Source organism: Flavobacterium sp. RSP15, assembly GCF_003968755.1.
Classification (GTDB): Bacteria; Bacteroidota; Bacteroidia; order Flavobacteriales; family Flavobacteriaceae; genus Flavobacterium.
Window position 1 is genome coordinate 1 of the sequence record NZ_RYDL01000015.1, and the last position, 13329, is coordinate 13329.

The 13329-nt window shown below is 35.1% G+C and carries 16 protein-coding genes and 1 pseudogene; 4 read left to right on the forward strand and 13 right to left on the reverse strand.

Annotated elements, in window-relative coordinates; translation table 11 throughout:
- Positions 1-215 precede the first annotated feature (215 nt).
- The 3 genes from EKM00_RS12905 (at position 216) to EKM00_RS12915 (ending at position 2123) form a co-directional block, all read left to right on the forward strand.
- Complete coding sequence (locus EKM00_RS12905) at positions 216-389, forward strand: DUF255 domain-containing protein (protein ID WP_126516460.1); 174 nt, start codon at positions 216-218, stop codon at positions 387-389.
- A gap of 201 nt (positions 390-590) precedes the next feature.
- Complete coding sequence (locus EKM00_RS12910) at positions 591-1211, forward strand: hypothetical protein (RefSeq protein WP_199734701.1); 621 nt, start codon at positions 591-593, stop codon at positions 1209-1211.
- A gap of 66 nt (positions 1212-1277) precedes the next feature.
- Positions 1278-2123, forward strand: a complete 846-nt coding sequence (locus tag EKM00_RS12915) for a mechanosensitive ion channel family protein (RefSeq protein WP_126454149.1) — start codon at positions 1278-1280, stop codon at positions 2121-2123.
- 131 nt (positions 2124-2254) lie between these two features.
- Here the strand turns inward: EKM00_RS12915 and tsaB are convergent, their stop codons facing one another.
- From tsaB to EKM00_RS15000, 5 genes and pseudogenes are all read right to left on the reverse strand, one after another.
- Positions 2255-2923: a tRNA (adenosine(37)-N6)-threonylcarbamoyltransferase complex dimerization subunit type 1 TsaB gene (gene tsaB, locus EKM00_RS12920; protein ID WP_126516461.1), complete on the reverse strand. Its 669-nt coding sequence runs from the start codon at positions 2921-2923 to the stop codon at positions 2255-2257.
- Positions 2924-3020: 97 nt separating this feature from the next.
- Positions 3021-4319 (reverse strand): efflux RND transporter periplasmic adaptor subunit, encoded by a 1299-nt coding sequence (locus EKM00_RS12925; RefSeq protein WP_126516462.1) that lies wholly within the window; start codon positions 4317-4319, stop codon positions 3021-3023.
- A gap of 6 nt (positions 4320-4325) precedes the next feature.
- Entirely contained in the window at positions 4326-5696 is a 1371-nt protein-coding gene (locus tag EKM00_RS12930) for a TolC family protein (protein WP_126516463.1), read from the reverse strand.
- A gap of 202 nt (positions 5697-5898) precedes the next feature.
- Complete coding sequence (locus EKM00_RS15215; RefSeq protein ID WP_370453940.1) at positions 5899-6135, reverse strand: hypothetical protein; 237 nt, start codon at positions 6133-6135, stop codon at positions 5899-5901.
- Positions 6136-6277: 142 nt separating this feature from the next.
- Positions 6278-6457, reverse strand: a pseudogene (locus EKM00_RS15000) (ATP-binding cassette domain-containing protein); the annotation flags it as partial.
- A gap of 238 nt (positions 6458-6695) precedes the next feature.
- Here EKM00_RS15000 and EKM00_RS12940 point away from each other — a divergent pair.
- Positions 6696-8105 (forward strand): DUF4403 family protein, encoded by a 1410-nt coding sequence (locus EKM00_RS12940; RefSeq protein WP_126516464.1) that lies wholly within the window; start codon positions 6696-6698, stop codon positions 8103-8105.
- A 32-nt stretch (positions 8106-8137) separates the two neighbouring features.
- Here the strand turns inward: EKM00_RS12940 and EKM00_RS12945 are convergent, their stop codons facing one another.
- The 8 genes from EKM00_RS12945 to cyoE form a co-directional block, all read right to left on the reverse strand.
- Entirely contained in the window at positions 8138-8407 is a 270-nt protein-coding gene (locus tag EKM00_RS12945; protein ID WP_126454158.1) for a hypothetical protein, read from the reverse strand.
- Positions 8397-8981, reverse strand: a complete 585-nt coding sequence (locus tag EKM00_RS12950; RefSeq protein WP_126516465.1) for a DUF420 domain-containing protein — start codon at positions 8979-8981, stop codon at positions 8397-8399. The genes EKM00_RS12945 and EKM00_RS12950 overlap by 11 nt, the downstream gene beginning before the upstream one ends.
- Positions 8982-9668 carry an SCO family protein gene (locus tag EKM00_RS12955; protein WP_126516466.1) on the reverse strand — a complete coding sequence of 229 codons (687 nt, stop codon included), beginning with the start codon at positions 9666-9668 and terminating at the stop codon, positions 8982-8984.
- An 11-nt stretch (positions 9669-9679) separates the two neighbouring features.
- The gene (locus EKM00_RS12960; RefSeq protein ID WP_126516467.1) at positions 9680-10321 is read right to left on the reverse strand and encodes a hypothetical protein; all 642 of its coding nucleotides are present in this window, start codon (positions 10319-10321) and stop codon (positions 9680-9682) included.
- Positions 10322-10398: 77 nt separating this feature from the next.
- The gene (locus tag EKM00_RS12965) at positions 10399-10749 is read right to left on the reverse strand and encodes a cytochrome C oxidase subunit IV family protein (protein ID WP_126454166.1); all 351 of its coding nucleotides are present in this window, start codon (positions 10747-10749) and stop codon (positions 10399-10401) included.
- A 21-nt stretch (positions 10750-10770) separates the two neighbouring features.
- Entirely contained in the window at positions 10771-11748 is a 978-nt protein-coding gene (locus tag EKM00_RS12970; RefSeq protein ID WP_126516468.1) for a cytochrome c oxidase subunit 3, read from the reverse strand.
- 42 nt (positions 11749-11790) lie between these two features.
- The gene (locus EKM00_RS12975; protein ID WP_126454170.1) at positions 11791-12378 is read right to left on the reverse strand and encodes a cytochrome c oxidase subunit 3; all 588 of its coding nucleotides are present in this window, start codon (positions 12376-12378) and stop codon (positions 11791-11793) included.
- A 3-nt stretch (positions 12379-12381) separates the two neighbouring features.
- Positions 12382-13284 carry a heme o synthase gene (cyoE, locus tag EKM00_RS12980; RefSeq protein WP_126516469.1) on the reverse strand — a complete coding sequence of 301 codons (903 nt, stop codon included), beginning with the start codon at positions 13282-13284 and terminating at the stop codon, positions 12382-12384.
- Between the last annotated feature and the right edge of the window lie 45 nt (positions 13285-13329).

Sequence of the window (13329 nt, forward strand, 5' to 3'; positions counted from 1 at the left end):
TCCGCTTCACATAGCGTGTTTCTTCATGTTTTTCCATTAGGATACTTTTTGTGTATCGCTATTTCAGGACGGGACATAGAGTAGCTAAAAAAATCAAAGCGTTTCATCAGAAGCGCTTTTTTTAGGAGCAATTTCCCGTCATCCGTTACAATCTTTTTCTTTTTAAAGAAAAAAGAAAAAGGATTTCCACTTCTACCGGGGCTAAAAAAATTCCCATGAATAAATTCCATTTTAAAACCAGTCCCTATTTATTACAACACCCCAAAAATCCAGTAGACCGGAAAACACTGATTTCAATATCATTGGCACCAACCCTAGAAAAAGACAAACCCACCATTATAAACACCGCTAATTTCCCAGCCATTAACAACCAACCTGAATGGCACTAAGGCAGCAATGACAGAAATACAAAACTATCAAATTCTCTTTTTTACAGGCAGGCTTCTCAAACCAAGAAAAACTGTAATACTTGATTCAAAATAAAACCTGTCTACTGCCAAATACTGATTATCAACAAATTATTAATGATTTAATAAAGTAATCATAGAAAAAAATCACTACTATTGTAAGACCAATCAAATAGAAATACCATGGGACTAGCATCATTTTTAAAAAAATTATTTGGCTCAGCCAAAGAAACGACCAGTGAATTAGTGGACAAAGCCGAAACTAGTTTTGAACACGCCAAAGAAACAGCGGCGCCTTACTTAGAAAAAGCGGAGAGTTTTATAGCAGAAACATTTGAAAAAACAAAAGAAAGCGCAACACCCTATTTTGAAAAAGCAGAACTTTTTGCTGAAGATACTTTTGAAAAAGCAAAAGAAACGGCAGCGCCAATTATAGAAAAAGCAGAACACTTTGCCAGCAATACTAGAGAAGTATTAAGCGAGTATTCAGCCAAAACCGGAGAAGCTCTTGGAAATTTAGTAGATAGTATAAAAGAAAAAACTGATGCAACTGCTGACAAAGCATCAGATATGGCCATTGAGGAAAAAACAAGCGTATCTGAAGTTATTGATACCCTAAAAGAAAAAGCAAGCGAAACTGCTGACAAAGCAGAAGACTTAGCCAGTGATGCAAAAACAACCGCTTCTGAAGTTGTTGACACCCTAAAAGAAAAAGCAAGTTCCCTTGCACATGATGACGATGAAGAACTAAAACAGAGCAAAAAAGAAACCATAAATAAAATAGAAGAAGAAGATGCCGATTAATTTATTCGTATTTTTGTCCTTCAAACTTAACCTTCTCCTTTTGAGAAGGTTTTTTATTATATAAAAATGAATTTAGATCCAGACCAACTTACTAATTACGCTGATACTTTTTTAAAAGTATTGATAGATTATTCTCCAAAATTAATTTCTGCCTTTATAATTCTATTTGCTGGACTTTATATCATCCGTCTCATCAATAGGTTTATCAGAAGAATAATGGTGAAAAGGAATCTAGACCCTACACTGACAAAATTTCTGGCAGATATTTTAGTTTGGGTCTTACGAATAATTTTATTTGTATCCTTTATTTCGAAACTAGGGATTGAAACATCTTCCTTTGTGGCCATTCTCGGTGCAATGGGACTTGCGGTAGGCCTATCACTTCAGGGATCACTCTCCAATTTTGCAGGCGGCATGTTGATTATTCTCTTTAAACCCTTTAAGGTTGGCCATACAATTGAAGCCCAAGGGGTCATCGGAACTGTTAACGAGATACAAATATTTGTAACCAAATTAATAACCGCTAACAATCAAACTATTTTTATACCCAATGGATCTTTATCAAATGGGAATATTACTAATTATTCGTTGCAAAAGATCAGAAGAGCTGATTTGACAATTGCTATTTCTTATGATACGGATATTAAAAAAGCACGCGAAATGATCACGGCAGTTCTAAAGAACAATCCAAAAGTGCTTGAAACACCTGCTGCTGAAGTATCCGTAAAAAACCTCACCGACAGCGCCATCCAAATAGCGGTAAGACCTTGGGCTACAAATGAAGATTTTTGGGGTGTTTATGCCGATACATTGGAAAACTGCAAACAAGCGTTTGATACTGCTGGAATTATTATTCAGCCTTATGTTAAGGAGTCGTCAAAAAAGAATAACACGGAGAGTAATGAAATATAATAATAAAGAAATTAAGGGTTTGGCTGTACTGCCAAACCCTTAATTTCTTTATTAAAACCGCATTCCTACAATAAGAAAGGCAGAAGTTACGACACTATTATTTTAAAAACCAGATTCCACAAAAGCAATAACTATTTTTTTGAAGTCGTAATCAAAAAATCTTTCAAATAATAAGGCTCAAAGTACGCAACATCAACGGTGTCACTTACTTTGAATTTCTCATAACTCAAAGCACTCATTTCTTTGGCAGAAGGATATTTAATCTCCTCTAAAAATATATGGTTTTTTTTAGTTAAAACCAGCTTGCATTTCTCGGCACAATCTCCAACAAAATAGACGGATTCCTGCAAATCTTCAAATGAATTCTCCGTAATTATTTCGGCAAGAACTTCTCGTTTTTTTACTAAATTCGGGTTAAAAACAGCACTATATACTTCCATTCTTCGCGCATCAATCATGGGAATAATCAATCCGCTGGAAACTGTAACCTGCGATGCCAACGCTTGCAAAGTATCAATAGCAATCAATGGGATGTTCAGTGCATAGCAAAGCCCTTTTGCTGCCGAAACCCCAATTCGCAATCCAGTATAAGAACCCGGTCCCTGACTTACGGCAACAGCGGATAAATCCTGAAGCGTAATTCCGGCTTCTTTGATAATTTCCTCAATAAAAACATGCAATCGTTCCGCGTGGGAATATCCTTCTTCTGCTATTTCTTTGCAGAGAATCGTTTTTCCTTCTTTTGCAAGAGCTACCGAGCAATTTTTAGTGGCGGTTTCAATATTTAATAAGTAAGACAAGCCGTTTAAAGTTTAAAGTTTAAAGTTCCTCTCGAAACCTTTAATTTGTTTTATTTTTGAATTACAAAATTCGCATTATTTATCATGCTTTTCGCTTTTATTTTTTCTTAATTTCCTTATCTTTTTTCAGCATCACTTTATCTCCTGAATTCAGTTCCTTAGCGACTGTAGAGTATGGCCCGGTAATGACCACATCACCTTTTTTAAGACCTGTCAAAACTTCAATATTAGTATCATCCTGAATTCCGGTTTTAATAACTCTAATTTTTGCTTTATCCCCTACTTTTACGAACACACATTCGTATTTTTTATCACTTTTAGGCGCTGCTTCTTTTTGTTCTTCAGCCGGATCTGCCACTTTAATCTCTTTGACTGAAGCCGTATCTGACTTTATAACAACAGCACTTATAGGCACTGTCAGTATATTTGTTTTTGTATCGGTAATAATATCAACCGTTGCGGTCATTCCAGGTCTAAAAGGGGAATATGTTTCTGGTCTCCCTTTAAGTAAATCTTGATAAGATTCCTTCAAAATTCTAACTTTTACTTTAAAATTGGTGACCTGATCAGCTGTCAAAGCGGAACTGGCTGAATTAGAAATACTAGTTACCGTCCCTTTAAATTGTTTTTTTAAATAGGCATCCACCTCCACATTTGCTTCATCTCCTACTTTAATTTTTACAATATCATTTTCATTGACATCCACTTCCACTTCCATATTATTTAAATTAGCCACTCTTAAAATCTCCGTTCCGGTCATTTGTTGCGTACCCAAAACGCGCTCGCCCAGCTCTACATTCAGTACTGAAATGGTCCCGTCAGCGGGTGCATAAATGGTGGTACGCCCTAGATTATCTTTAGCCTCATTTACGGTTGCCGCAGCACTTTGAACATTAAAGTAAGCCGTTTGTTTTGATGCTTTAGCAACTTCATAAGAAGCAACTGCTTTATCCCAATCTGATTTTGAGATAATGCCTTTCTCAAATAATATTTTGTTTCTCTCATAATTTGATTTGGATTCTTTAAAAGAGGCCTCCGCCTGACTCAAAGCAGCTCGTGTACCTGATAAATTAGAAACGGAACGATTGTATCCTGAAGTATACAAATCCGGATTTATCTTGACCAATAAATCGCCTTTTTTAACGGCCTGTCCTTCTTTTACATTCAAAGAAATAATTTCGCCTGAAACCTCCGATGAAATTTTAACTTCAATTTCTGGTTGAATTTTCCCGGTAGCCGATACGGTTTCAATAATAGTTGAGGGATTGACCTGGGCGATTTCAATTTCTGTTCCCTCATCTTTATTTCCTATAACACCTGCTTTTGAAAGCGTTACTAACAATACAATAGCTGCTACTGAAACACCTAATACAATATAAATTGTTTTTTTTGACATGATAAATTAGTATTTGATAATTGGAATTCCAAAATAGAATTCTAGTATTTTGATTTTAAAAATATAATCGTATTTGGTTCTAATAATTTCTGATTGTGCATTCGTCAGTAAGGTTTGTGATTGATTAAAATCAAATGAATTCATCAAACCTACATCATATTTTTCTTTGGCATAATCGTAAGCGCCTTGTCTCGCCTCAAGTGCCACAACTGAGGATTCATAAGCATTTAGTGCGCCTTTAGCATCTGTAAAGGCAGTAAAAACATTACGCTGCAAATCTAAATCCTGCTGTTCCACTGCAATTTTTGACCGTTCTAAACTTACTTTTGAACGTTCTACATTGTTCCTCACCGAAAACCCATTGAATATCGGAATAGACAATTGTGCTCCAAAAGACTGTCCTTTATTACTATTAAACTGTTCGAAAAACGGAGCTGAATTTTTAGTGCCAATTAGATTCCTCATACTATCAAAGAAAGGGACATCAGCATAAGAAACTCGGCTATTAAAGCTGTAAAAACCTTGTAAAGTAGGTTGAAAAGCTCCTTTGGCAATCTCCAGATCTTTCTGTGCAATCTCCAGATTTGTTCTGGCAATTTTCAGTTCAGTTCTGTTTTCTAATGCTTTGTCATAAATAGCAGCTGGAGTTTGTACCATTATATTATTTTTATCTCTAATGTCAGTATCATCTACTACATCAAAATCTTCAAACTCTTTTAATTGCAACAACTGCGCTAAACTTAATTTAGAAATTAATAAAGCATTATCTGCAGCAATAACATTTTGATTGTTCAATGCTACTGTAGCTTTGATATCTAATAAATCCCCACGAGGAATTGAACCTGCTTTAACTAATTCTTCAGAGCGTACATATTGCTTTTCATTAATTTCCAACTGTTCTTTTTGTACTTTTAGATTTTCTTTATTAAAAAGAATCTGTAAGAAAGCGTTGGCAACATTCAGGGCAATATCCTCCTGCATTTTGAGCAATTGGTATTTAGCCGCCACAATTGAAAGATTAGCTCTCCGAAGTGTATTTTGATTTTGCAGTCCTTTATAAATATCCACTCCAACATTGGCTCCTGCCGAAGTAAATTGCGTCGTTTGGTTCTGCAAAAGCCCTGTTGTAATGTCCTGATTCAAACCAATGTTCCAGGAATGTGATGCATTTGCATTTAAAGACGGCAGAAAATTTCCGATTGCTCCTTTTTTCTCAATAAGAGCTGTTTTACTATCTAATTCTGATTGCTTGATGGAAATATTGTTTTGAATGGCATATTTCACGCATTCCTCGAGGGTCCATTTTTTGGATTGCGCCTGAATAGATAAACTGAACAGCGTGATAAAAACGAAACTGATATAACTATTTTTTTTCATATATTTTAGATGAAAGTGTAACAAAGGTACTACACATATTTAACATTTTTTTAAAAACTGAATTTCTTTTTTAAGTACAGATTTAGGGTTTCACTTCTTCGTTTTTTAAGCCTTGATTCCAAACTTTAATCGTATCGCAAGCTTTAGTTCCACTTTTGATTTCGACATAAATACCATCGCTGACACCCAAGACTAAGTCCTTTCATATAAATTTCTGCGTCCCCGTTTGAATCTCTACGTATGGTTTTTGTGTCTTCTTATCAAGTTGAATCAGCGCCTCTTTCAGCGTCAATACCTTATACAATTTTTCAAGTATAATTGATGCATTTGCGCTGAAACCAGCGCGAATAAAAATGTTCTCACTATTGGCTAATGATGTTTTGATTTCAAATTGGACGTCACCATTTTCAGTTTTACCTTTTGGAGCAATGTATTGCAATACGCCGTCAAATTTTTTGTTTTCGATAGCGCCAATGGTAATTTCGATGGGTAATTTTTTTTATTTTGTCCACTTCTAACTCGTCAATTTTTCCCACAAATATCATTCGGCCTACATCTGCAACACTTTCAATTGTTTTCCCTTCATTGAAGTTATTACTTTCAATAACCTGATTCCCTACTTTTACGTGAACAGTATCTAAATTGTAATTCCCGAAATCTGCCTCATCAAGAATTCCAAGTATGTTTAATAGTGTTAATTTCCCTGAACCAGAGGAACCCATAATGGCCACTAGCTCGCCTTCCTTGATATTAAAATTAATCCCTTTTAAAACATGTAGTTCAGAACTTCATATTTTATACGATTTGTACAGGTCTTTAATTTCAATCATAATCTGGCGATTTTAAAACACTATTTGATTAGTTTCAACAGTAAATTATACGGAAATAAAAAAAAACTTCAAGGATTTTAACCATAAGACTTCGTTGCAGATAAAATGTTACACTTTAATCTTAAAAAAGAATAGTTTTATTAATTTTACTGCTTTAAACCCGAATTAAATGCCAAAAACGCTATCAACCCTGCTTACACTCTGTTCTATAATTTTATTTTTTAGCTGTTCGTCAACAAATCAAATTGAAGCTTTGAAACCTGAGCCTGACGACGCAACACCATTAGTCTATGAAAATACTCCGTCCTTTATCAACTTGCCCATCAGTATCAAACTGAAAGAAATTCAAAACCAAACCAACACTCTAATGAACGGCTTGATTTACGAAGACAACAACATTGACGATGATGGCATTGAAATGAAAGTTTGGAAATTGGCACCAATAAGTATCGTGAATGACCCGGAGAACTCAGGAGAAAAAATAAAAACTATTTTACCCTTAAAAGCGGTTGTGAAATACCGAATTGGCACTAAAAAAATGGGAATTGAATTGTATGATACGCGGGAATTCAACCTGAATGGCGTGATCACTTTAGTAAGCGAAATCAGCTTAACCAATTGGAAATTGAATACCAAAACCCAACTGCAATCATTGGACTGGAATGAAAGCCCAACGATGCGTGTTTTTGGAAAAAATGTTCCAGTTACCTATTTAATCAATCCTGCTATCCAATTATTTAAATCCAAAATCGAAAATAAAATTGATGCAGCTATTGCGAAATCAATGGATTTCAAGCCGAATGTGTTGACCGCTTTAGAAAAAATTTGCATCCCTTTTCAAATGAGTACAACTTACAACAGTTGGCTTCGTATTGTTCCTATTGAAATTTATTCTACAAATGCCCAACTAAAAAAAGACACTTTTGTGTTGCAAATGGGGATGAAATGCAACATGGAAACCATAATAGGACAAGAACCTAATTCTAAATTTGATGGTTCAAAAATTATTTTAAAACCAGTTACTAAAATTCCAGAAGCCATCACTGCAAATATCATTGCTGTTTCGACCTATCAGGAGGCTTCAAAAATAATGACCAGGAATTTTGCAGGCCAAGAATTTAGCTCAGGATCAAAGAAAGTAAAAGTGCAAAATGTAGCAATTCGGCACAAAACCGGAAAAATGATTATTGCGCTAGAAATAACAGGATCTGTAAACGGAACACTCTATTTGTCCGGATTACCCAAATATAATGAACAAACAAAAGAGATCTATTTTGATCAATTGACCTATGCTTTGGATACCAAAAATAAATTGATGCGCACTGCTAGTTGGCTTGCACAAGGATTTGTATTGCGAAAAATGGAACAATCTTGCCGATATTCCTTGATACCAAATCTTGAAGAGAGTCAAAAAAATATACTGCCTTATCTAAAAAATTATTCTCCAATGCAAGGCGTGTTCATCAATGGAAAAATGGAAAACATTCAATTTCAAAGAATCCAATTGACAAATCAAGCCATCTTAGCCTTTATAAAAATAAAAGGAACCATCAATGTCGCTATAAACGGCCTGAAATAATTTTTCCATTTTAAAAAAATAAAAAGTGCAGTTTAACTGGATTTGTTTTTTTTCATTCGATAAATAGCGTAACCAATCCCCGCGACCAGAAGATAAGGAATTACCATTAAATATACAATTCCATCATTAACTGCTGCTGCTGTAGTGGTATTTCCTTCACTCGTCAATGCCGCGCGACACATTGCACATTGAGCCTTTACAGAAGACGAAAAAAGAAAACAAATTAGTACAAATATAGATGCAGACCACTTTCTGATAATACTCTTGGTTTTTGAAATCTGACTTTTACTTTTAATATACATAATAAGGGGAAATCATTAAATAAACAATTACTCCGGTAACGGCGACATACAACCAGATTGGAAAAGTGATTTTGGAGATCTTTTTATGACTTTCAAAATTTTGTGCTAATGCTCTAACGTATGCAATCAAAACCATTGGAATAATCGCAATCGATAAAATAATATGCGTGATTAAAATCAATAAATAAACGATTCGTAATGATCCTATAGCTACTCTTTCAGAATCCTCTAATATAAGATTATGGTTAGAATCTCCAAAAATAGCAGAAACGGACGTCATGTGATAGGCAACATACATTACCAAGAAGGCGATAGACAACGCAATAGCTCCTGTCATCAACCTTTCGTGAAGTTTCCTTTTTCCGTTTTTAATTGCTATTACGGCTGCTACTAACAAAATCGCAGTAACCCCATTAGTAGTAGCATAAATGGGTGGCAAAAAAGAAAGAGGCGCTACATCATATCCCAAATCTTTTAATTTGATCCCAAAAAGTATAGCCACAACCACTGGTATTAAGATTGATACCGCTATAATTATCGTATTGTATTTTTTTTCTAAAGAACTGTTTTCCATTTACTCTTTTAATAAAATATTAATATCCTGCTGAATGTTCCTTACTCCTTTTTTATCTAAACCATCGTAATATAAAATCGGATTCCCAAAATCATCTTTTCTACAACGAATATTTCCATTCTTATCAATCAAGGCAAACAATCCTGAATGCTCGAATCCACCTGCTGCTTTCTTATTTTCCCCAGCATAAAGATTAAATCCTTTATTGGCCAGATTAAAAATATAGGCTTTATCACCGGTCAAAAAATTCCAATTCGTAGATTTTACTCCTAAAAAGTCTGCATGCTCTTTTAATACTTCTGCAGTATCGTGCTCCGGATCTATAGTAATAGAAACGATCCCAAAATTAGGATTGCCGAAAAAACTTTTTTCAATAAGAAGCATACTTTCATTCATCTTTGGACAAATCGTAGGACACGTTGAAAAGAAAAACTCTAAAACATAGACCTTTCCTTTGTAGGTTTCATTCGTTATTTTTTTATTGTCTTGATTTGTCAATTCGAATTGTGGGGCTGGACCAATTTTAGTTAGCTTCTCACCTTCTATAACTGCTGGTCTCACACTGTCCAGACGGTCGCCCTGAACCACTTTGTCATTTTTAATTCTATCTACAATTTTTGGAATCGAATAGATACCAAAAATCAAGATAATAAACGAAATACCGATATATGATTTATTCTTAAACATAAACTATAAATTTAAATTTTTCTGCTGGCATTCTTATTTTTCTTCAGAGCAGCACGATATTCATACAAAATGACTTTAAAATCATCCAGCATTTCATTGCTTAACTCAGCTGGGTGAAACGTATTATACCCCTCTTTGGTATCTTTTACTAATTTCCTCCCTCGAAGATTGCGTTCTTTATCGATGATATACACTTTGGGCGTCCCTAACTTTTGGTCAAGATTCTCGATCAGTTTTAATTGCTTGTGATACGCTTGAATTTCTTCAGCTGAAGCAAACACAAAACGCCATTGCGCCATATCTGTAAAAGCGGACAAGGCATCAACTACTTTCTTCGCATCTGTCTCAGTCCCTGTAGGACAAATTACCACAAACTGGACATCTTTAAACTTATGATACGTTTGATAAATTTTCTGATTTAGGTTAAAAAGATTCCCTCGGTTTATTAAAAGATCTGTCCCTGAAAACCCCAGAACGGTAACCTTATCATTTAAACTGATTTTTCCTCCGTCTAAAGTAGACCAATCTCCAAAATCAGCTGTTTTCGGGGTTACGATAGGAAGTTTTGTAAAACTGTTTACACCAGAAGCAAAAAAGAGGTACGCAACGATGGGTAAAATAAAAAGAACAAAAAGAACACTATTTTTTTTCATTGTGACAATGCTATTTATTAAAGTACAAAAATAAAAAAAGGCACGCAATGCGCACCCTTTTTTGAATTAATATCGTGTTAAAAATTCCATTTAATGGTGGAATTTTTAAAAACCTCATGAATGTAATCTCCTTCCGTTAAAAGAATGAAAAGCAAATAAATGATCAAGAAAATTAAAGGCAAAACAACTGCACTTCTTAAACTACTTTTTTCTCCCTCCATGTGCATGAAGGCCCAAACTATATAGTACGCCTTATAAATTGTAAGGCCATAAAATATCCAATTAAGCAAATTCATACCCATAAAATTATTCATGTGAAGAACTTCAGGTTTCAAAATCCCAAGAATAACTTCTATTATGGTAACAGCAGATAATATTCCGAAAACTTTCCAGATTCTGCCGATGTTAGATACGTGTACGTGTGACATGATAATTACTTTTTTTGAAAATTAAACAAGATAGAAAACGGTGAATACAAACACCCAAACTAAATCGACAAAGTGCCAATAGAGCCCCACTTTTTCTACCATTTCATAGCTTCCTCTTTTTTCATAGGTTCCAATTAATACATTAAAAAAGATAATAATATTAATTATTATTCCTGAAAGAACGTGAAAACCGTGAAACCCTGTGATAAAGAAAAAGAAATTAGCAAATAATTTACTTCCATATTCATTTCTGACCAGATTTGCGCCCTCCACAACATAATGTGCCTGTCCCAATCGAGATAAGGATTCTTCTCTAGAAAGAATTGTTTTCTGTTTGGTAGCTGTCAACACTTCTGTTCGAATCAAAAGTTCAGGGTGAGCTTTGAAACCGGCTTGTACCTCGGCTACAGAATAGGAAGGCAATGTTGGTCCACTCATAAACCATTTGGCTTTATTCGGCGTTAATTGCTCTCTTTCTTCATGCAGATCAGCAGCAAAGTCAGCTAAAGCTACTCGGTTTCCATCTTTATCAACAAACTGAAGCAAACTACCTCCTTTTGTTTCAATAGCGCCGTATTCGCCTTTGATAAAATTTTTCCATTCCCAAGCCTGAGACCCTACGAAAATCAACCCTCCTATAATGGTCAAAAACATGTAAAGGATCACTTTGTTTTTTTTCATTTGATGCCCTGCATCAACGGCCAAAACCATTGTCACAGAGGAAAATATCAAAATAAAAGTCATTAATGCTACATAATACATTGGAGCAGGAACACCATGCATAAACGGAAAGTGCGTAAACACTTCATCGGCCAAAGGCCATGTCTCAATAAATTTAAATCTAGAAAAACCGTACGCGGCTAAAAATCCAGAGAACGTTAAAGCATCTGATAGGATAAAAAACCACATCATCAATTTGCCATAACTTGCTCTCATTGGCTCATTGCCGCCTCCCCAAGTTTTCTCTTCACTATTTGCAGTAGTAACTGTCGCTTCCATAAAAGTTATTCGTTAAAAAGTTCCCAAATTTACGTTTTTTTCTTATTTAAAGAAATATAAAAACAAAAACAAATAAACCCACAATAGATCCAAAAAGTGCCAGTACATTGCACCTAGTTCTATACCAAGGGTTTGAGATGAATTGTATTTTTGTTTAAAATGATTATAAATTATAATCAGTAGTGAAATCACACCACCAGCAAGGTGAATCAGGTGCACAACCGTTACAACATATAAAAAAGTAGTCGTTATTGAGCTTCCACTTCCCGTGAAATAATACCCGTTTTCGACTATTTCTCCAAAACCTGCAAACTGCAAAAAAACAAACAATATTCCTAATGCTAAAGTAGCTAAAAGAAACAGTGTAGTTTGTGTTTGATTGTCTTTTTGAATCGCTTTCTTGGCTAGATAAAAAGTCACACTACATCCTATAATTACTGCAGTGCTGTAGTAAAAAGCAATTGGCAATTGAAAATCCTTCAACCAGTCGGCTCTTGATTTACTCACCACAAAAGCACTGGTTAGTCCTGCAAACATCATAGTCATACTCACCATAGCAAACAACAAAATCAATTTGTAGGATCTTGCCGTTCTTGATTTTTGCTCGGCTGCTGTCATTATCATTTCCATAATTTATCTTAAAAATTTATCAAATATATAAACTAATTGTAACAAAGTAATATACGCCACACTAACTAACATCAAAGTTTTAGCCGCATTTGCGGTTCGTAATTTATACAATCGAACGGCATAAAAAAGCATCCAAATACCCAGTAAAAATACAAAAATCGCTGCAATTGGCGTGATAAAAAACCGGCCTGTATACCCTAAAACCGGCAATAAGGAAGCCAAAATAAGCCAAACTGTATAGAGAATAACCTGCAAAGCGGTTCCTTTGTCTTTCTTGCCTGTTGGCAACATAAAGAAGCCTGCTTTTTCATAATCTTCATAAAGAAACCAACCAATAGCCCAAAAATGCGGAAATTGCCAAAAAAACTGAATCAAAAACAAGGTTCCTGCCTCTATTCCAAATTCTCCCGTTGCCGCAACCCAGCCCAACATAAAAGGAATTGCTCCAGGAAATGCCCCCACAAAAACGGACAGCGAAGTCATTGTTTTTAATGGTGTATAAACACTTGTATATAAAAATATGGAAACAGCCCCAAACATGGCTGTTTTCGGGTTGATCGTATAAAGCAACGCAATTCCTATAACGACAAGCAAACTTGCTACTAGCAATGCAGTGCGTTGAGACATTCTTCCCGTTGGAACCGGACGATTTTTGGTCCTGTCCATCAAAGCATCTAGATCTTTTTCGATTACCTGATTAAAGGCATTCGAAGCACCCACCATACAATAACCGCCTACAGCTAATTTAAACAATACCATCCAATCTAAAGAGTGTAGATCATAAATCCCAAGCATAAATCCTGCAATAGACGAAAATACGACACTAACGGCTAAACGTGCCTTAGTGATTTCGCGGAAATCGACATAAATAGATTTTAATGAAATGGTACTTTGTGTTGCGCTCAATGCTAAAGATGATTTGCTTTGTAAAAACTTTTGCAAAAGTAAGGT